Genomic DNA, 20,713 nt, shown 5'->3' with positions numbered 1-20,713 from the left:
CGGTGCCGTACGAGGCGTGCGGCACCGCAGCGCGCTGCGGCTCAGACGGGGAGGTACGGGCTGGGTTTGCCGTGCCAGCTGATGGTCAGGGCGTCGCGGGCGCGGGTGGAGGCGACGAAGAGCAGGGAGCGTGCCTTGCGTTGTTCGCGTTCGTATCGGGGCGGGTCCTCGGCGCGGTAGCGCTCGATGGCGCTGGTGCGCGGGATGATGCCGTCGCTGGCTCCGACGACGGCGAGCCGTTGGTATTCGAGGCCCTTGAAGCGGTGCATGGTGCCGACGTGGACTTCGCCGTCGCCCTTGGGGCCTTCCTTGGTGAGCTCGGCGCAGGTGATGCCCGCCTTGGTGGTGAGGTAGTACATGGTCTGGCTGACCATCTCGCGGTCGGCGACGCATACGGCGATGTGGCCGCTGGGGTCACGGGGGGCGCCGTGTTCGTCAGTGGAGAGATCGTCGCGCCAAGTGGTGAGGGTGGTGGCAAGTCCGGCGAGTTCGTCGTCCCAGGTGCGGTAGGGGACGAAGACGGGCTTCGGGCCATGAAGGACGGAGCGGTATCCGGCGAGGTTGTCGGTGCCGTCGTCGAGGTCGTCGAAGGTGATCTTCTGCTTGTTGTCGGTGGGGTCGACGACGCGGAGGGCTTCGGCCAGGATCTCCCTGGTGGTCCGGTAGCTGAGGGTCAGGCGGGAGGAACGGCCCCGGATGTGGATGCCGAGGGCACCGAGGGCGATCTGGTAGTCGTAGTAGATGCGCTGGTGGGTGTCTCCGGCGATGAACAGATCGTTGGGCTGGTCGGGGTCGGCCATGGCCCGGAGCATTTTCCAGTGCGCCGGACGCAGGTCCTGGGCTTCGTCGACGATGATGTGACGGTAGCGGTAGCCGAGGTAGCGCATGCCGGAGCTGTTGTCGCGGTGAATGAGGTCCTTGCCGCCGACCTCTTCCTTGTACTCGCGGCGGGCCTTGATCTTCGCAGCGCGTTCGATCTCGAAGCGGGCGGCGCGTTCGGCGGCCTGACCCCAGGTTTCGACGCCGAGTTTGTCGAGGCGAGCGGTGAACTGATCGATGAGTTTCCAGATGTGGGCGCGTTCGGGGCGGGTCAGCCCCCGGCCGCGCCCGGCCCGGCGTGCCTTGAAGTAGTCGGAGCGGGTGAGGATCGACTGGCCAAGAATGACCTGCTCCCACTCCTCGATGACGAATTCCGGTTCGAAGCGCCGGTCGTCGAGTTCGGCCAGCATCTGGCGCATTTCTCCGAGTGCCGCGGTGTCGTAGACGCGTTGCCTGCCGCGGCCGGGGGCCGTGTTCTCCCCCAGGACGCGGCCGACCATCTGGTCGACGTGGGCGATGTCGACACGGGCGAGCAGGCCGGGGCCGACCAGTGAGGCGAGCCTGAGGCGCAGGTCGGTGGTGAGGTTCTTGGTGAAGGAGGTCAGCAGGATCGGCTTGTTGCGGCCGGGGGGCAGTTGTTCGGCGAGGTGCTTGACGCGGTGCAGGGCGACGATGGTCTTGCCGGTTCCGGGGCCGCCGGAGACCCGGGCGGGGCCCTCGTAGTGGCGGTGGACGATCCGTTCCTGCGTGGGGTGGAGAAAGACCTTCCAGGCGCGGAAGTCGCCTTCCTCGATGGCGGCGCGTACGGCGTCGTCGACCGTGGTGACCTTGGTGCGGGCAAGGGCGGTGGCGAAGTCGTTGGGGTCAGGGCGCTGGTCGAGTTCGACCGGTGCGGTGATCTCCTTGCGTACGTCGTCAATGTCCATGCCGGCGGCGAGCCCGTAGAGGACGTCCTTGGACAGCAGGGGTGCGCCCTCGACGAGCTGGTCGAGTTCGGCGCTGGTGGTCACGGTGAGGGCCAGCTCGACGAGCTGTTCCGCGACGCCGAGGTCGCGCAGCTGCTCTGCCCGGTACGTGGCCAGCAGCGGTGGTTCGGCGGGCTCGGGTTCCGGTTCGGGGGCGGGCTTGGGGGCGTGTGGTTCCGGTTCGGCCGGGGTGAGGGTGATGCCGGCGCGGCGCAGGGCGCTGTCGCCGACGACGGCGAGGTCGACGAACTCGATCTCGCCGGTGACCCGGTTGACGGCGACCTGGAGTTCTTCGTAGACATCGCGGCGGTGGCGGACGGCGATGACCAGCCAGCTCTCAGTGCCGTCCGTGTCGACGCCGGTCTTGGTGAGCAGAGCCCGGTAGTCCTGGGAAACGCGGACAGAGTGGATCCGGGAGTCGCCCTTGAGCTTCTTCTTCCGCAGCCCGGGGAGGTCGGGGTTGTTACGGAAGTTGTGGCAGAAGTCGTAGAACTGGGCCTTGACCGAGCGGTCGAGCTTGTACAACTCCTGTTCGGCCTTGCGGTACAGGCTGAGCCGGGCGGTCATCGGGCGGTGCCTTCTTCCGTGTCGTGCGTGTCGGGGAGCGTGGCGAGCAGTTCGCCGAGGTGGTCGAGCCACTCGGCGGCGGTGTGGACCGTCCAGCCGTCCTTGGTGTAGGCGGCGTCGCGTCGCTGGGCCTCGTCGTCGTCCGTGCCATGGTGGGCGGCGACCACGGCGACCTTGACGCCGTGGGTGTGCCAGGCGAAGTCGGCCGGCCACCGGCTGGTGCCCAGTTCGTAGCCGAAGACGGGCGCCTTCTTGCCGCGGTCGGCGAGCATCTCAGCGAGACGGAGCAACTCGGGTGCTTCGTCAGGGTCGTCGTGGAGGATGTCCAGGATCTCCTCGTCCCACAGTGCGTCGCGCAGGGCCTGGGCCACGGCGGCTTCGGCGGCCGAGTCGTAGTCCGGGTCCGGGTCGACGGGTTCGACCACGGCCGCGGGCAGCTCGGATGCGGTGGGGGCGGGGGCCAGGGCACCGATGAGGGAGTCGAGTTCGCCGAGTCCGCCGCATACGGCGAGGACTTCGGCCTCGAAATCGGCGGCCTTGCTGGCCGCGAGCTGGACACCATCCCCGCCGGCCCGGGACAGGAACTGGGTGAGGTTGGTCCAGTACAGCCAGGATCGCCAGCGCTGTTTGTGCTCGTCGGTGTCCAGGACGGCTTCACTGTCGTCGAGGACGGTGAGCGCCGTCCACTTCAGGTTCTGGGGGTCGGCGGCATCCAGGGCGAACACGATCGGCAGGCCCGCGTCGTCCTGGCTGCGGAAGACGTGAACGGGGCCGATGCCGGCCGCGTCCGGCACGAGGGGTTGGTCGTGGCGATCGGCGGCGGTGAAGGTGGCCAGCTCCTCGCGCAGGGCAGCAACGAGTTCGCTACGGCGGCCCGTCGCGACGACCGGGGTCGTGCCCGGCTGGGCGGTCAGCCCGGTGACCAGTGCCTGGGCCCGGCGAGCCCACCGCTCGGCGTCGGGGTCGCGCAGGTAGGCGATCAGCGTGTCGATCGGGTTGGCGAAGACAGCCGGGGCGAAGTGTGCGCGTTGCCCGCCGTACTGTTCGTACGCGGTCTTGGCCTGCTCCTGCGCGGTGCCCCGGTAGGGCGGCCAGACGGGCTTCACGCGGGTAGGGCGCTGCTCGAACAGGTCGATGTCGGCCCAGGTGATCTGGAAGACGGTCTCCCCGTCCGCGCGTAGCCGGGTGCGCTTGTCCGCGTCAGCGGCGATCTCGTTGTGCTCGCGGCTGGCGTGGAAGCGGAACCCTTCCAGGTAGACCTTGACGCTCTGCGTGGGGCCGTCGACGCGGGTGAAGGTGAAATCGCTGACCGTGCCCGCCAGCCGCTGCTGTGCGGTCAGCCGCCAGTGCATCATTCCGGAGTCCCCGTCCCCGCCGGGGGCAGTGGTGAAGCGGAGATGCCCGCTGGCGTGGCCGTCCTCGTCCAGAGACGCGTCACCGGTGACCTTCACCCACTCCCGCAGGGCGGCCAGGAAACGCGCCTCCAGATCGGACTCCACCTGGGCGTCCAACCCGACCAATCCAGTGTGGTCGACCTCGCTCCACTCCCAGCCGTCCGAACCGTCCCCCTTGAACAACAGGGATTCCAGCATGGTCACAGCGAACTGGCGCGAGACGATGTCCTGGAAAAACTCCGGGGTGTAACGGTGCAGGCAGCGGTGGCAGGCCCGGCGCCGCTCCTCGGCGCACGGGCACTCCTTCAGCAGCTCGTATGCCTTCATCAACGTGTCGCGGAAGGCGACCGGGTCGGTGAGCCGGTCCAGGTAGCCGGTGCCGCCGGGCAGAGAGTCGAAGAGAACCAGGAACCAGCGGCGCTCCCCGCTGTCCGTGTCCGGCATGGACGCCACCGTGGTGGCCAGATGCTGCGGGTCCCCGCCATAGTGCAGGTCCACACCGAGCCGCAGCGCGGCCCGGAAGGAGTGCACCTTGGCGTCGACGTCCGCGGTGGCGGCCGGGAGCAGCACCCGCAGTGCCTCGGTCCGCAGCGTGTGGGCCAGCAGCACCGGCTCCTCGCGGGCGTCGGTCTTCTTGCCACGGCGCAGCGGGCACCAGGGGCGGTGGTGCTTGAGGCGTCCGCTGCGGGCGGCCAGGGAGTCCAGTTCGTCGGTGTCGTGGGTGATGACGGGTTGGCCGTCGGCGCTGGCCGCGCCGCATGCCGTGCACACGTGGAACGGGTTGAGCCTCACCAGGTGGCCGGCGAAGTCGTCGCGGGCCGGGGCGTCGTAGCGGACCGGTCCGACGTTGATCCGCCGGATCATGGCGCTGCGGCAGTAGTCGACGCCGAACGTCTGGTGGTCGTGCCGCCACGACTTGCCGCGCTCGATCTCCTCGACGGGGATGTCGACGGCGTCCACGACCGCGTAGAAGCGGCGGTCGCGGTCGTCCTTGTCGTCACGGATGTGGGCGTCCTCCCGCTTGTCGCGCGAGGTGACGGTGGCGGGTTCAACGATCTGGAACAGGCAGGAGCCGTCGTCCGCGATGTGCGCGGTCTTGCAGCGCGGGCACGGTGAACGGTCCTCGGCGGCGTCCTCGGTGCGGACGTAGCCGCAGCCGGGGCAGATTCGCCAGGTCCGCCATTCCTGCTGGCCGCCGGTGGCGATCTCCAGGCCGCTGATCTGGTGCTTGTAGCCGTTGACGTAGAAGGTGTTGCCGGGGGCCAGTTCCTCAAGCGCGATACGGCGGGGCCGTTCGTAGGAGTAGGTGTCGGAGGTGTACTTCGTGGGGTCGGACTCACTCTCGCCGTAGAGCGTGGCCGACAGGACGGTCGTGGAGTCGATCAGCGCGTAGTTCGGCAACAGCCCGAGGTCGCACAGCGCGGTCTGTGACGGGGTATCGCCCAGGTTCATCAGCCTGCGCCCGACACCGCGCCGCTCGGCGTCCAGCTCCGCCTTCTGCCGTGCCTGGTCTGGGTCGGACTCGTGCAGTTCGCCGTGGGCCTCGTCGATCTCCTTCAGTCGCGCCCGCAGTGCCTCCTGGCTGCGGAACCACTCCCGCTCGGCCTCCTCGACATCACTGCGCAGATCGTGCGTGGCGTACGTCCGCAGGTCCTGCTGGGCCTCGTCGCTCACACCGGTGGGGAACAACTCCAGGAATCCGTCCGCGAGTTCCGCACCCTGGGCGATGGCCAGTTCCACCAGGTCCGTCAGGTAGCCCGACGGCCCGAACAGGCGCGGCGCCTTGTGCGGCATCGCGCGCAGCACGACACCGTCCGCGCGCACCAGACGCCCGGCGGCGGCCAGGTCCAGCAGATGGGCCAGGTACTGGCGGCGCAGGATCTCGACAGCCGACAGATAGCAGCCCGGCGGCACGATTGTGCCCGCGATCAGGTCCCTGGGGCGCTCCAGGAAGTACAGGTCCCGACGCCTGCGGTCCGGGATCGTCAGCAAGAACGCGTTGCCGGTACGGCGGCCGGCCCGCCCGACCTGCTGGGCGTACGAGGCAGCGCGACGAGGCAGCGCGGCCAGCACCACCGCCGACAGGTCACCAATGTCGATGCCCATCTCCAGCGTCGGCGTGCAGGACAGCACATTCGGGTCCTTGAATCCCTCACGCCGCTTGAATGCCTTCTCCACCTCCTCACGCTGCGGACGGGTGAGCATGCCGGTGTGCTCGGCGGTGACCACCTGATAGGTGCCCGCACCCCGGTACAGACGCCGGTAGTAGTCCTTGGTGTAGTCGCGGTCACGGTGGTGTATCCCGAGCCCCTCGGGCCGGTCCCCCGCGACCAGGCGGCCCCGGCGGCACCGGTAGGACGGGCAGGGCTGCTCGTGCCACTGGCTCAGCAGCGACGGATGGACCGTCTGCTCCCAGAAGCACACCGGGCAGCGCACGTACGCGTGCCGCACCTGCTCGTCGTCCAGGAGCTGCGCCTCGATGTTGCCCGGCTTGAGCCCGTACACGCGCAGCGACGTATCGCGCGGCGTGCGCACCGACAGCAGCCCCAGCGCGGCCAGTTCGGGCAGCAGCCGCGCCCAGAACTCCGGCGCCATCTCACGCGGCAGCTCCAGGCAGCGCCCCGCCCACCGTTCGTACCAGGACAGCCGTCCAGCGGCGAAGTCGAACTCGCTGCCATTCTTGGGCCCGTTCAGCAAGAACACCGGGGCGGCGACCCGCTTGGGGAACGCACGCATGCCCCGCGCCCGCTTGCCCCAGATGAAGTACCGGCTGACGCCCGCCTCATCAACGTACTTGTCCAGCCACTTGTGGGCGACCGCACCCCTCGTACGCAACCGCTCCAAGAAGATCCGCACGAAGGCCAGATAGCGCGCGTCTTCCTGCGCGATCAGCGGGACCCCGTCCCGTACGCACTCCTCATGGACCCGCCGGACCAACGCCACGACCGCCGCCGGATCATCAAGGCGCACCTGCGCGGCGGCGGTGCGGGTCAACTCCAGCGTGCGTCCGTTGCGAGAGCGGAACCCGAACTCCATCAGCGCCTCGAAGGCGAGCCGCTGCCCGATCAGCCGCCACACAGGCAGGCCGCCGCCACGCCCCTCGCCGGACAGCAGCTTCTCAACACCCTTGTAGACGTGCAGGTCCGGCGGTACGACCGCGGCCAACGTGTCCTTGTCCGTGGTGGCTTCGACCACGTTCGCTATCAGATCATTGAGCGCCGTCGGCTCCTCGTGCCTCAGATGTTTGGCGAGCAGGGCGCGCAGCGAGAAGGTGTACGAACGGTTGGCGACGAACCCGGCCCGGTGCGCGGCATCCTGCACCGAGTCGTTGAACATCAGAGTCTTGTCCTCGTGAAGCTTCTTGTTGAGCTCCCCACCGGTGAACAGTTGCGTGATCGATGCCGCAGCCATCGCGGCCGACCCGGTGCCTAGGTAGCGGATCGCGTTGCGCTCGCCGCACGCCGGGCACCAGTCTTCCCGTGCGGCGGTGTTGGCCACCGTGCCACCGAAGTGGACCAGTACGAACGCCGAGTCGCGGGCCGTCAGCCGCGGATCCTTGGTGTCCTTGTCATAGTCGTTCAGGGGGTCGGGGACCCGGAGCCGCTTGTGTGCGCCGTCCAGCACCATCAGCACGCCGCCCGCGCCCTGCCCGCCCGAGGCTCCGTTGGTGCCCCGGCCGCCGGCTGCCATCGGTGCCGCCCCGGAGCCCTCGCGCGCCTCCCGCTCGGTCGCCGCGATCAGGTTCCGAACCCGCGCCTTGTCCTGGCCGAGCGAGGCACGCCGGATCCGGTACGTGTCGAACTGCACCTCATGGTCATCGCTCTCCGGCGAGAACACCGCCCAGCCCGACCGCCCGCAGTCACGGCAGTACACGGCCGGCAGGAAGAGGTTGGCGCGCTGCCCGGACGTGGCCGTGGTCACCGGCGCCGCGCGCCCGCTGTCCGATTCGCTCGCGTCCGCCGTTCCAGCCACGTCCCAGCGGAACTCCGCCTTCGGCCACGGCAGGACACCACGCAGCAGACGGGACACCGACCGCGCCCACTGGTGCACTTCGACGTGCACGAACGGTCGCGGCTCCCCCGGCGGCGACTTCGGATCACGGGCGTATGACAGCAGCGCCACGAACCGGGCCAGCGCCTCGGCCGCCTTCTCCGGCTGCCGCGCCACCGCCTCCGACCAGCCGGCCGCACCCGCCCGCCACATGATGTCCAGCACTTCGGGGCTGGTCTTCACCTCACCGTCCAGCGCCTGCATCACCGCCCGGGTGAACAGATGGCGCTTCAGGTTCTCGCCCAGGAGGAACGGATCGTCGTCACGTACGCCGGTAACGGCCTCGATGAGATCGAGCACCGCCTCCTTGTCACCGGAGGCGGGATCGGGCAGCGCGAGCAGTTCGTCCGGCGTTGGCAGCCTCTGCATCGTCACATCGCCCAGCGGGATGAACTCCTCCACCGACAGCCGGTTCTCCCCGACGATCGACTCCGCCGTGAACTCCGTGCCGAACACGTCCGTCGCGACACCCAGCAGGCGTGCCACACCATCGTCGTCCGTGCCTGATGCGAGTGTCGCCGAGGTCGCCACCGGGCAGATCGGCCCGAGCGGACGCCCCTTCTCCGACACCCCGACCGCAGACGCCAGCCGCCGCAGCAGCATCGCCACGTCAGTGCCCTGCGCACCGTCGTACGTGTGGAACTCATCCACCACGACGTACCGGATGTCCGCCCCCCGCCACAGCTGCGCGTCGTCCTCACGCTGCAACAGCAGGTCCAGCATCTTGTAGTTCGTGATCAGGACGTCCGGCGGCGACAACTGCATGTCCGACCGCCGCGTACGCACCTTCTCGTACCGCGTCGCTCCCCGGTCCCCGATGTACAGCCCCGCCCACAGCTTGCCGAGCTCCGCCTCGTTCTGCGTGAGCAGCTCGTTGATGCGCTGCGCCTGGTCGGTCGCGAGGGCGTTCATCGGGTACAGGAACACCGCCTTGACGCCGGTCTTCCCCGCCTCCCGCTCCCGGCGGCAGTGATCCAGCACCGGGTAGAGGAACGATTCCGTCTTGCCCGAACCCGTGCCCGTGGTGACGAGGGTCGGCTGCGGTGTGTGCCCGTTCGCGGAGGTCAGCCGCGCGAACGCCAGTGCCTGGTGCGCGTACGGGGTGAAGCCCTCACGCTGCCATTCCAGGTGCTTCCGCCACCCGTCATCGGCCGCAGTGAAGGGCGTACGGATCCGGAGGAACGGGCCCCGGAACATGCCCGACGTCTCGTCCCCGAGGAATCGGTGCAGTGCTTCCCGCGCGCCCTCGTCGCTGAGTGCATACGTCGTCGACAAGTACTGCAGCAGGCTCTCCTTGAGCCCCCGTGCCTGAAGCGTCGGCCTCACGGCTTCGGCACCTCCTGCTTGATCGGGTCCCACTCACCGCGGGCGACCGCTTCGTCCAACCGCTTCTTGAAATGAGCATGCGCCTCGCGCATCTCGTCCTCGCGCTTCGCCTGGTAGAAGGGCGCACGGTAGCCCTCGGGGACGGGAGCCCCACCGGGGTCCCTGCCGCTCTCGACGGCCGTACGGTACGGCTCGAACTGCTTCCAGGAGTCCTTCGTTTGCCGCTGCCCGATCGTGCGCGCATTGCCGGCGATCTTCCAGCCGTCCGCGTCGAACCAGGTCACTGCCTCGTACTTCTGCAACACGGGGAAGCGGCCGCGGTACGCGGCGATCAGCGCGTCGGCGTCCATGCCGAGCCATACGGCGACGAGGGCGTCGATCTCGACGAGGGCGGAACGGCGGGCGCGTTCGGTGCGAAGGGGGGTGTCAGGGTTCCAGTCGGGCATGACGCCGTTTAGGGGCGGGAGGCCTGGCCAGATGCGGGCCCAGGGTTCGTCGGTGGGCCAGGTTGGGTCGTAGAGGTCGCGCCAGAGATCGGCGTAGGCCGTGGTGAGGCAGTTGAGGCGCAGGGTGCGGAGGAGGAGGGCGGGGGCCAAGGGGTGCTTGAGGGCGGGGACCGGAGTGGCCTTGGCGCTGGCTCCGAGAAGGTCACTCCGCCCAGTGACGCGCAAGAAGTAGTCCAGCGGCAACGACGCCCAGAAGCCGGCCACCAGAGCGGTGTGCCGAACCTCGGGCATCGCGAGGCTGTTCATGGCGTGGATATGTGCCGCTCCCGGCGGGACAAGCGCTGCGTAGAGCGCCCGTTCGGTGTTCGGGGCGATCAGTCGACGCCAGGCGAGCCGGTAAAATGTGACATACCGTCGTCGGGCTCGCCGCAGCAGCACGGCGTCAATCTTCTCCTTGGTCACCCGCTCCTCGGGAATACGATCAGCGCGCGCAATTTGCCGCCGTGCACGGGCGATCGCCTTGTCACTCGCCCGCAACCGAGCGAGAGCACGGTAATCGACCCACCGGTCCTGCTCTCCCAGGTACTCGCTGTTCCGGCCAGATGCTCGCACATAGGCGGTGTCAGGAACAAAGCTAGGAGGGAGGGATACAAGATCAGCACCGTATGGGTCGTTGCTATTGGCGTCATAGCGCTTGAATACTGGCGTGGCGACGCTAAGTTGGGTGCCCTTCAAGATCACATGGCGCCAACGGTCCGGCTGAAACTCCTGGCCCGTGGCAGGGTCTCGCCGGTTAAAGTCAATCAGGTTGTCTTTCTTCGCGCCAGTCTCGTGATAGCCCGGGGACATCTGCGGCGTAAGGGTACCGAGCCTCAATGGGTAGTCCGCCAAAGCCTTAATCGCTGACGCCTCCCCCGTGGTGACCGGGAACAGCAAGCGGGCCTGCTCAACCGGTTGCCGGTCAGCCCTATTCAATAGCCGCTGCCAAATGGCCAGTTGCTGCTTGTCAACTCGCACAACCCGCGCGAGATGCGGCCGCTCATCGAACTCCCCGTTGCGATAGCGGATCCCCGGCACCTCACCGGACCCGTCGTCCTTGCCGGAGTTCCGCAGGGCATCCGCGGATACCAGCCAGGAGAGGTGTTCAAAGCAAATCTCCTCCGGCCGCCCGTAGACGTGCACACCGAAGTGGGCAGTGTCACCGACCGGTCGTGGGAAGAAGCGCTGCCCGGAGTTGACAAAGTCCCCGTGAATCCGAAGTCTCCGATACGCCGCCTCCCGAAGCGCCCCCTCCTTGTCCCCGGTGAAGTGCGTGTCCGGATGCACCATCCCGGCCGTCCCGTCAGCCGACATGTGCGCCCACATCTGCGACATAAACGCCCGATACAGATCCGGCTGGGTCCCCGTCAACAGCGGATACATCTGCGGCGACCCGAACACCACAACTTGCGCGGTGGTATTCGTCAACTCACCCAGCACGTACTGCCGGGCCTCCTCCTTCCCCAGAACCTCTCGCCGTCGGCGTTCCTTATCCGCCGTCGACGCCTTGGCCTCCAGCTCGAACCACGGTTCGTGCTCCGCAAGCACCGCCGACTCGTTCCACCGAGGCCGCACCCATGGCGGATTCCCCACCTGGAGGTCGAAGCCACCGTTCAGTGCGAACGCAAGCGCGAACTCCAGCTCCCAGTGAAGAAAGCCCTGCTCCTCTGCGATGTCGCGCACTACCCGGAGCCACGGAAAGCGGTCTTCGGGATTGCTGACGTCCATGCCCATGAAGCCGGGCAGGGTCTCTTCGAAGTCCTTCAAATCGGGGAGATTGTCGAAGCTGTCGATGAGGGAGCCTTGGTTGCCTTGGGGCAGGTCGGCTGTTCCCAGCATCGCTTCCAGGAACTCCAACCAGTCATCGAGGTCCTTGAGCGGGACGACGGGCCGTCGTGCGGGCACCCTCGGCTTCGCCGCGCTCTGCTTGGGGCTCGGTTTCTTGCTCTTCTTCGTGCTCTCCTCAGCGCGTTCGGGGCCGACGTCGTCCCCCGTGCGAGCGGCCTCGTTGCCGTTCATGACGGATTCGAGGTCCTCGAAGGACGTCTGCTCAGGGCCCAAGGAGAAGAGGGCGACCGCCTCGGCGAACCGGGGCGCGGGAACGGCCGCGGACTCCGCCGCAACGGAAGTCGGTTCCTCAGCAGCCGTCGGTTCGGCAACGGCCTGTCCCTCCGGCCGCTCCTCGGTCAGTGGCACCCCACCCAACAGCGCGCTGAGGCTGTCCGCGCCGCTGACCACGTTCGCCCGGGCGGCGTACTCCCCGTCTGTCCCATCCAGCAGCCCCGCCCTGTCGGCCGGCCAGAACCACAGAGCACACCAGGCGTCCATGACCTTCTTCAGCCGCCAGTACGGAGTGTCGACGGCGTTGAAGAGGTCTTCGAGGACCTTCTCCTTCGGTACGGCCTGCTTTGGGTGCTGGAGGAAGGCGTATTCGGGGTCGGTGGGGTCGGCCTGCCAGACGTCGATGCGGCGGGCGATCTCCTGCTCGGAGAGGTCCATGCGTTTGACGACGGCCGACCACAGGAACTCGGCGCGGCGGGCTGCGTCGCGCAGCCTGGCGAACTGCGAGCGGGCTTCCTCCTTGGGCTTGCGGGTTCTGGGGTTGAGTTTGGGGGTTCCGTCCTTGTTGAGGTGGGTGGAGCTGCGCTTGGGGCGCTGGAGGATGCCTTTCTTCCAGGCGGCGAGCTTGTCGATGTCGGCCTTGACGAGGTCCTTGGCCTCTTTGGAGCCGGTGACTGCGGCCCAGCCGGGGCTCGGCAGCAGGAACTGGTGAATCGCGCCGTCGGGCAGTGGCCGCGGCTCGCCGTCCTGGAGGAAGGGCAGCGGCGTCGGTGCGAGGGCGCCCTTCGCCTTCAGCCACGCCTTGTCGGTGCTGGCGATGTCCTCGCCCGCGAACACGGCGCGGCGGACGCCGATGAGGGAGTTGCCTCTGCGCAGGTGCAAGCCGAACCAGGGGGCGCGCATGCCGGGGTGCATGGTGTTGAGCCACAGTGACACCTCGGCAAGTTCGACGCCGGTGGCGTTCAGATCAACGCCGTACGCATTGTGCAGTGCGACGTACGCCTTGGCCTTCTGCTTCTCGGTGATCGCGTCGGCCGCGGGGATGGTGATGCCGAGTTCGTCCTGGCGGCGGCGCAGGTACTCGTCGGCGACCTGGTTGATGGCCTCGTTGAGGAATGCGCCGGAGCCAAGGGCGGGCTCGCAGATCTTGTACTTCAGCAGCTCGGCGGCGCGCGTCTTAATGACGTTGCCGTGTTCGTCGCGTTCCTGGTCGAGGCGGTTCTTCAGGGTGAGTTCGACGGTGACCTTGGTGAGGGACTCGGGGGTGTAGTACGAGGCGGAGGTCTCGCGGGCGCGGCCGGCGAGCCGGTACACGAAGGAGCCCCGGTCGTACCTCTTCACACCACGCAGGCCCTTGCGGGCGTCGTCCTCGTTGTAGTGGACGAGGGCCTTGTCGGGGTACTGGTCCTGCTTGCGAGACGGGATGAGCCAGGAGCCCTGGTCGGGGTCGCCGCCCCGGGCCACCTCGCACAGCTCTTCCTCGGCGATGATGCCGGTGTACGACATCAGCCCCTCGTAAACGGCGCCGAGTTGGTTGATGCCCAGGTTGCGGTACGAGATGAAGCCGCCGCGTTCGCCGCGCTTGCCCTTCTTCATGGTGAGCAGCCGCAGCACCTCGTGGAGGGCCTCGTTGCGCAGGCGCAGGTCGAGCCAGCGCGGGTCGTTGTCCTCGTCGCAGCGCGGGTCCATCACGCCTCGGCCGATGAGGCGGATGGCGCTCGGTTCGAAGAGCTCGCTGCGCAGGGGTTCGAAGCGCAGGCCGCGATCCTCGCTGCGGCGGGCCTTCTTGGTCTTGCGGGTCTCCTCGTCGTCGCCGGGCTGGTCGTCGTCGGGTTCGGTGCCGTAGGGGCGGTGACCGTAGTTGACCTTGTTGAAGAGGGCGTTGAGGGATTCGTACAGGTGGAAGCCGTTTCGGGCCTCCTCCTCGACGAGTTCCTCGTCACGTTCGACGAGTTCGCGCAAGCGGGCCATGGAGTAGCCGGCCTCGTACGAGCCGTCGTCGGCGGGGAGGATGCCGAGTTCGGGGCGGGCTTCGGCGTACAGCAGGAACAGGATTCGGTAGAGGTAGCGCAGTGCCTCGCGGGTGAGTTCGCGGGCGAAGGGGATCTTGGGGCTTTCGATGTCGGGCGGTGTGACGGCGTTCTTCGGGTCGGCCATTTGGTACAGGACTTCGTTGGCGATGATCTCGACCGAGTGCTGGAGGCCGTGGCGCAGTTCGGTGGAGACGCCGGCCGCGTTGTCGCCGGAGGACTTCAGCAGGGCGTCGATCGGCCGGCTGGTGTCGTTCTCGCCGGGCCGCAGCATGTCCAGGCTGAACAGGGCGGCGATGGTGGCGAGTTCGCCCAGTTGGGCGCGGTCGTTGCATTCCAGGGCCGCGTCGAGGTTGACAGCGAGGTAGCGGCCCTCGCTCCAGGCGTGGCGGTCGGCGAGCACGAGGACGCCGCCACACAGCAGCAGGACGAAGCGGGGGTGCTCGCCGCCGGCTTCGCCGAGTTCGCTCTGGAACAGCCAGGAGGCCAGGGCTGGGCCCGTCTCGTACGCCTCGCTCGCTCCGACTCGGAGGGGGGCGAGCAAGTGTCCGGCACCCTCCGCGTTAAGGGCGCTGTCGTTGTCGGCTGCCCAGCCGCAGTCGAGGGCGATAATGCCGTGGCCGTGGTAGGCGACGGGCAGGGTGTGGTCGCGGCCAGCGCGGTGCACGGTGAGTTCGGCCGGGGAGGGGGCGTAGCCGAGAGCGCGCAGGACCATCTGGTGCCATTCCGCGAGCCGTTTGGTCCACTCGGGGTTGTTGTGCGTGTTGAGGCGGGCGTCGTCGTCGGCGTCAGCCTGGGTGGTCTGGGCGAAGTAGCCGCGCAGTTCCTCGGCGAGGTAGGGGGTGCGCAGGGTGCGCAGCAGTTCGCGCGGGGTCTTGCGGCGATCGTTCTCGTCGCCCTCGCGCTGTGCCCAGGTGGTGAACAGGCCCTTCTTCAGGTCGGTGCCGAGTTGTTCGGCAAAGTAGTGCGCCGAGAGGTATTCGCCGCGGTTGGTGAAGGAGTCGAAGTCGGTACTCACTGCTGCGTGCCTCCTTCAACGGCGGTGGCGGCGGAGGTGGTCGCGGTGGGTTCAAGGACGGCCAGCAGGCGCAGCATCGGTTCGCCCGCCGTCTGAAGGGACTTGACCAGTTTCAGCCGCCGCTTGGCGGTCCGGTCGAGTTCGGCCTCGTTCGGGCGGGCGCTGGCGAAGAGTGCCTCCTGCCGCCATTCGGCCACTCGGTCGCGGTGCGGTTTGAGGGTCGCCTCGATCTGCTTGCGGTACACGGCTTCCCGCATGGCGAGGTGCCGTTCGGCGGCATCGATCGCCGCAGGTACGAGCGCACTGAGGCCGGGCAGGTCGCGGGGGGTGGCGCGGCCGGGCATATCGGGGCTGATGCCGTAGCGTTCTAGCAGTTCGGGGGTGAGCGGCTCGACGTCCGGGTTGTCGGGCAGGCCGAAGACGGCCATCCATTCCACGACGGTGGGCTTGCCCAGGGCGTTGGAGTAGATGCCCTGGACCAGGTACGTCGGGGTGGTGACGGCGGCGGCGAGTACGGGCGCCTTGTGCCGGCCGATCTCGACCAGCACCTTGTCGGTGAGCCAGTCCAGCACAGGGTGGACGTCGGTGACGTAGGAGACGTTCGGCCACTGGGACTCGGTGGTCTCGCGGGCCGCGTTCAGGCGCTTGACCGCGAGCTGTTTGGAGAAGGTGACGCGCATCCGGGCGGGCTCGTCCTTGCTAGGCAGGATCTGCTGCTCATTCAGGTACGACTTGGGCAGAGCCTTGAGCCGGTACAGCAGGTCCGCCGGGGGTTCGAAGGCGATGGTGCCGTCCTTGTCGCGGCGCAGGGAGAGCATGTCCTCGGGGTTGGGGCGGCAGACCTGCCGCAGTGCCACCTCGAAGTAGTCGGCCGTGGACGCGAAGAGCTTGGGCACCTCGGCGCGAGCTACCTCGGGGTGCTCGTGCACGGCGCCCACCTGGCCGAGGATGCCGGTGAGGAAGGCGGCTGCGCCCTGCTGGGACTGTTTGATGGACTCCTCGACGGTGCGGCCCGCGATCAAGTCCTGGGTGAGGCGGTTCTCCTCCTCCTTGGCCCTGTACAAGCCGGTGACAGCCTCGGCTGATCCTTCGATCCGGTGGGCCTGTTCCTCGCGTCGGAGCAGCTTCTCGCCCACCAGGCGGTCGTCCAGGGGGCGCGGCTCACCTGTGTTCTCGTCCGTACGCCAGGGAATGTCACTGGTGAGGACCAGCGCGCGGAACTCGGGCTTGTGTTTCTGTCCGTAACGGTCGATGCGGCCGTTGCGCTGCTCGATGCAGATCAGGGACCATGGCAGGTCGTAGTGGACCAGGTGGTGGCACTGCTGGTGCAGGTTGACGCCCTCGGAGGCGACGTCGCTGGTGAACAGGATGCGCACCGGGTCGTCGTACAGCCCGAACTTCTCGACGATGTCCTGCTGTTCCTGGTCCGTGGTCGCCTCACGGTGCATGACCAGAACGGCGCCGCCGAAGCCCAGCCAGGGCTTCTTCTGGTCCGTGCTGGTGGTGTGGGCGAAGCCGAGGGCGGCCGGCACGGTCTCGGCCAGCCACCGCAGGGTGGGGATGCTCTCGGAGAACACCACGACCCTGGTCTCGGAGCCAGGGCCGACTCCCATGGCGCGCAGTTCCTCGACCAGGGCTTGTAGCTTCGCCGAGTCGCCGTCCTCGATCTGCTCCGTGAGGTGCTGCAGGTCGACCAGGGCGGCCCTCTCCGCCGCCCGGGCTGCTTCGCGTACGGCCGGGTCCTCGGGCCGCGTCCGCCGCTTGCCGTTGCTGGACTTCTCGGGCGGTGGGTTGTCGATGTTCCCGATCCGGGTCTTGACCGTCTCCAGCAGGGCCTTGTGGGAGGACAGGAACGACTTCAGCAGCCGGTACGGGACGAGCTGATGGCGGCTCGCCGACGGTGCGTCCGGGGCAGAGGGGATCCAGCGGGTGGCCAACTCCTTGAAGACCGCGAGTTCCTTGGCAGACGCAGGCACGTGGATGGGCCGGGAAGGGCCCCGGTCGGCCCACTGGGTCTCCTTGAGCGACTCCCGGACCTCCGGGGAGGTCTTCGTACGCCGGATGTAGAGGTGCCTGAGATCGTCGACCTCGTACTTCGACGGGTTCGCAATCGCCGCCTCGTCCAGCATCCTGACCAGCTCAGCGAACGACGAGGCGTCGCCGTTGTGCGGGGTGGCCGAGGCCAGCACCAGCGCGTCCGTCTTACGGGCCAGCAGACGGGCCAGCTCATTGTTCTTCGTACCGCGGTTGACCAGGTTGTGGGACTCGTCGATGACGACGGCGTCCCACTCCGTGTGCTCCAGATGGTGCGCGTACACGTCGCTCTTCAACGTGTCCACCGAGATGATCACGCGCTTGAAGTAAGCGAACGGATTGCGGCCAGCGGGGATGTCCCGCTGCACCCGCTGGATACCGGTCGAGTCCAGGCGCACCAGGGGGATCCCGAATCTGGTCCACAGCTCCCGCTGGAACTGCTCCAGGACGTGCTGCGGCGTCACCACCAGGATCCGCTCACCGCGCCCACGCCGGATCAGCTCCGCCAGCAGGACCCCGATCTCCAGGGTCTTGCCCAGGCCCACCACGTCCGCGATCAGGATCCGGGGCTGCGCGTTCTTCATCGACAGGGCCAGCTCCGCCGGCCGCAGCTGGTGAACCTGCTGGTCCATGAGGAAGTTGTCCGCCAGCGCCAGCCGGTGCTCGGTCTGCGGCAGGGACGTCTTGCGCATGACTGCTTCGAGGAAGAGCCGGGACCGGCGGTGGTTCGGCGAGTCGTCCGGCACCAGCTCGGTCTCGCGCGGATCCAGTCGCTGCACGACGTCAAGGCGATCGTAGAACACGGCATCCATGCCGCGCACGAACGGCGAAACGCCCGTGACCTCAATCATCCACCCGTCGCGCTGCGTAAGCGTGCACTTGCGTACCAGCCACAGATCCTCACGGATCAGCACCTGCGCGCCCGGCGCGTACCCGCCCGACAGCACCTGCTGCTCCCCTGCCTCCTGCGACAGGCCCTCCTCCGGCCCTCGGGCGCCCGGCACCGCCTCACTTTGACCGCTCATGAGTCCAGCCTCGACACCCAACGTTTGCTCCCATTCCTCACGCTCACAGCGCCCACGACGCCGCTCGTCCCGCACCCGCTCCATCTGGCCTACGGGCGGTGTCCGTCCCGCCACCGAGCACACGTCCCCCAAGCTTCTCACCAGGCACCGACAGCGTGACCGTCACAGCACGGCATCGACCGCGTACTGCTCCCGCAGCTCGTCCGCCACCCGCTTCGACGCCGGCGGCCGACCGCCGGCGGACCGGGACGCGCGCCTCGTTTCCGCGGGCGCGCTCTGACTCGCCACAGCGGCGGCATCCGGTTCGCCCTGAGCCGCCTGCTCTGCTTCCCCCGTCTCCGGCTCGTCAGGCTCGTCGGCCTGAGCACCTTCCCGCGGGCCGTCGAGCGGAGAGTCCGGGCCTGCACTCTCCGAGATCTTGGCCTGATCTTCAAGAAGCTTCTCGAACGACGGCGACAGCGGATCCTTCGCCGCATCCGGGGTACCACCGGCGGTTGTCCTCGCGATCAGCGCGAGCCGCGCGTCGGCCGGCGTCATTCCGGCGGACTTCACCAGCGTTGCGCACTCGCGTGCGACAGCACCGAGCATCGGCCGGTCCTCAGGGGCATGGGCGAGCATCGACGCGATCAGCGGCCGGAGCCCCTCCGGCACGCCGCTCAGGTCCGGGCCGATGGCGGGGTTGGCCACCTGCATGGCGACCGCCTCCCACACTGCGCCGTCGTACGGGTAATGGCGAGCCGCCGCGTACAGAAGGACGGTGCCCAGCGCGTACACGTCCGCGGCGGGCGTCACCTTCGGGTGCCCGCTCGCCTGCTCAGGGGGCATGCACCGCACCGTTCCGATGATCATGCCGCTGTGTGACAGGGACTCCTTCGCAGCGTCCATGAACGCGCCGAGCCCGAAATCGATGATCATGGGTCCGTCCTTGCCCATGATGATGTTCTGCGGCTTGAGATCCCGGTGCAGCAGCTCTGCGGCGTGTACCGCGCTCAGCCCTTCGGCGAGCAGCGCGCCGAGGCTAGCGACCAACGGCAGGGGCAGGATGCCGTCCTCGTCCACGTAGGCCAGCAGCGTGCGTCCCGCTACGTACTCCATGGCCAGCCACGGCCTGTCGGCGAAGGGGTCAGCATCGAGGAAGCGCGCCACCCTGTTGGTGCCAATCACGGTGCGCGCTATCAGCGCTTCCTTCTCGAACCGCGCCCGCGTGAGCTCATCGAGCTTGTCGCTGCGGATCAGTTTCACCGCCACCGGGTCGCCGCCAGGGGTGTAGGCGAGGTACACCTCCCCCATACCGCCCGAGCCCAGCTCCTTGGCCACGGTGTATCGGCCGATCCGCTCGGGCGTCCCCGTCATCTTCTGTTCAGCACTCCTCACGCATGCCCATACGCCCACCAGCTCAGGGTCCGGGGCGCCTGTCAAGCGTAGTCGCTCACGGTCTGGTTCATGGCCTGTCGTGGCTGGAATCGGTGCATCACGAGTTCGAGGCACTGGTTAGGCGGGATCGCTGATACGGCGGGCGTTCGAGCAGCCTGCCGCAAGAGGAAAGCGGCTGGAGCATCGGTTTCTCGATGCACCAGCCGCCCGGGCGTCTGCAGTCCGTCGGCCCTGGCCTGATCGCTCTCACGCTCATGCCTCCGGTCCTGCCAGGACGAAGTCGTCCTGGGTCAGCTCCGCTCGGAGCCTGCGCTCGGCCACGTCGGCATAGTGGCTGGAGAGTTCGACGCCGACCGTTGGACACCCTTCGGGTGAGTCGGCGAGCATCCGCAGGTGACAGATGAAGCCGATCACCAGAGACCGCTCACGAGGAGCCCGAACGCATCCGTTTTGTCGAGCTGTCCGGCGGGACGATGTCCGCTTTGCTCGATGGAGGCATGTCCGGAGCCAGCAGGATGGCCGGGGTTTCGCTGACCGAGTACTTGGTGACCGACAGAGCACGGTGGTTGTGGCAGTTCCAGCTCGACCAGATGGCCGCCGATCCCGGCCATGCGCGGTGGATGGTGCGGCAAGCGGTCGTCGGCGACAAGGGTCTCGTCGTCGGGCATGCCGGGTTCCACGGACCGCCAGATGAGGTCGGCATGGTCGAGATCGGCTACTCCGTCGCTCCCGGCTTCCGTCGCCAGGGATACGCCCGATCCACACTGATCGAGTTGCTTCGCCGGACAGCAGCCGAAACCGCAGTCACGACCGTCCGGGCGACGATCAGCCCCAACAACGTGGCATCCCTGGCCACGATCTCGGGCTTCGGCTTCGTTGAGGTTGGAGAGCAGTGGGACGAAGAGGACGGTCTCGAACTCGTCTTTGAGGTCCCTGCCCGCCGGATTCCACCCGCTTGGTGGGAAGGTTCACGGCAGAACACTGAGTTGTGACTGTGGAGTCGGCGCGGCGGTCAGGCCGCGGCAGCACGTGCGCGTCCGCCCCAGCGGATGCCTTTCTCGCTGCGGATGCGGGCGCGTTCGCGGCGTTGAGCGGCCAGGACGTCGGGGTGGCGGGCATTGGCGTTGCGCCACCGCAGGTAGCGGTGCAGGGCTCGAGTCTGCACGGTCTGCGGACCTTGACCGGCTCTGCCACCGCGCCTCCACGCGCCCGAGCGGATGTGTCGTCACATCCAACCGGCCGAGTGGTACCCGGCGCGAGCACCAACCCGGCAAACCTTCCCGGCACGGCACTAGCGAACGCGTGCTGCGGATCTGCGCCCCTCGGCGTTCGCCGGGCCCGCGGAATACGTCGGCGAGCAGGTCGTCCAAGCCTCGCTCATACAGACGGCAGCCGACGCGGCCCGGCTACGTGCGCTAGCCGACGACGAATCCCTGGCGCCGGGGCGGCTGATCGGCTACGCCCTCCACGCCCTTGGGCCACTGGACGACGTCCGCCAACGCCGGCGTAGCGCCGCCGGCGACCAGCGCGAACTACCCCGCCGTCACGTCTTCCCGGGCTCCCCC

The 20,713-nt window shown here is 68.2% G+C and carries 7 protein-coding genes and 1 pseudogene; 1 reads left to right on the top strand and 7 read right to left on the bottom strand.

Annotated features, from left to right (window positions below):
• Window positions 1-41: 41 nt before the first annotated feature.
• The 6 genes and pseudogenes from GR130_RS07975 to GR130_RS07950 all read right to left on the bottom strand — a co-directional run.
• A complete protein-coding gene (locus GR130_RS07975) occupies window positions 42-2,351 on the bottom strand; it encodes a UvrD-helicase domain-containing protein (RefSeq protein ID WP_159504057.1) in 2,310 nt (769 codons plus the stop codon).
• Window positions 2,348-9,121: a DEAD/DEAH box helicase gene (locus GR130_RS07970; RefSeq protein ID WP_159504056.1), complete on the bottom strand. Its 6,774-nt coding sequence runs from the start codon at window positions 9,119-9,121 to the stop codon at window positions 2,348-2,350. The genes GR130_RS07975 and GR130_RS07970 overlap by 4 nt, the downstream gene beginning before the upstream one ends.
• Window positions 9,118-14,715, bottom strand: a complete 5,598-nt coding sequence (locus GR130_RS07965) for a hypothetical protein (protein ID WP_159504055.1) — start codon at window positions 14,713-14,715, stop codon at window positions 9,118-9,120. Before GR130_RS07965 ends, GR130_RS07970 begins: the two co-directional genes overlap by 4 nt.
• The gene (locus tag GR130_RS07960) at window positions 14,712-17,774 is read right to left on the bottom strand and encodes an SNF2-related protein (RefSeq protein WP_201304830.1); all 3,063 of its coding nucleotides are present in this window, start codon (window positions 17,772-17,774) and stop codon (window positions 14,712-14,714) included. Before GR130_RS07960 ends, GR130_RS07965 begins: the two co-directional genes overlap by 4 nt.
• A gap of 162 nt (window positions 17,775-17,936) precedes the next feature.
• Window positions 17,937-19,127, bottom strand: coding sequence for a serine/threonine-protein kinase (locus tag GR130_RS07955; RefSeq protein ID WP_159509818.1), 1,191 nt, complete (start codon window positions 19,125-19,127; stop codon window positions 17,937-17,939).
• Between the two features lie 273 nt (window positions 19,128-19,400).
• Window positions 19,401-19,517 (bottom strand): annotated as a pseudogene (locus GR130_RS07950) (site-specific DNA-methyltransferase); the annotation flags it as partial.
• Between the two features lie 128 nt (window positions 19,518-19,645).
• Between GR130_RS07950 and GR130_RS07945 the strand changes: the two are divergent.
• Window positions 19,646-20,140, top strand: a complete 495-nt coding sequence (locus GR130_RS07945; RefSeq protein ID WP_236572924.1) for a GNAT family N-acetyltransferase — start codon at window positions 19,646-19,648, stop codon at window positions 20,138-20,140.
• A gap of 20 nt (window positions 20,141-20,160) precedes the next feature.
• Here the strand turns inward: GR130_RS07945 and GR130_RS07940 are convergent, their stop codons facing one another.
• Window positions 20,161-20,313, bottom strand: a complete 153-nt coding sequence (locus tag GR130_RS07940; RefSeq protein WP_201304829.1) for a hypothetical protein — start codon at window positions 20,311-20,313, stop codon at window positions 20,161-20,163.
• Between the last annotated feature and the right edge of the window lie 400 nt (window positions 20,314-20,713).

Origin of the sequence: Streptomyces sp. GS7, assembly GCF_009834125.1 — a bacterium.
Taxonomy (GTDB): Bacteria; Actinomycetota; Actinomycetes; order Streptomycetales; family Streptomycetaceae; genus Streptomyces.
Note: the sequence above shows the minus strand (reverse complement) of the source record. Positions and strands in the feature narration are given on the sequence as shown.

Coding starts and splice junctions, on each gene's coding strand:
- GR130_RS07955 (WP_159509818.1), bottom strand. CDS start 19,127: ATGACGGGGACGCCCGAGCGGATCGGCCGATACACCGTGGCCAAGGAG.
- GR130_RS07975 (WP_159504057.1), bottom strand. CDS start 2,351: ATGACCGCCCGGCTCAGCCTGTACCGCAAGGCCGAACAGGAGTTGTAC.
- GR130_RS07960 (WP_201304830.1), bottom strand. CDS start 17,774: ATGAGCGGTCAAAGTGAGGCGGTGCCGGGCGCCCGAGGGCCGGAGGAG.
- GR130_RS07945 (WP_236572924.1), top strand. CDS start 19,646: ATGTCCGGAGCCAGCAGGATGGCCGGGGTTTCGCTGACCGAGTACTTG.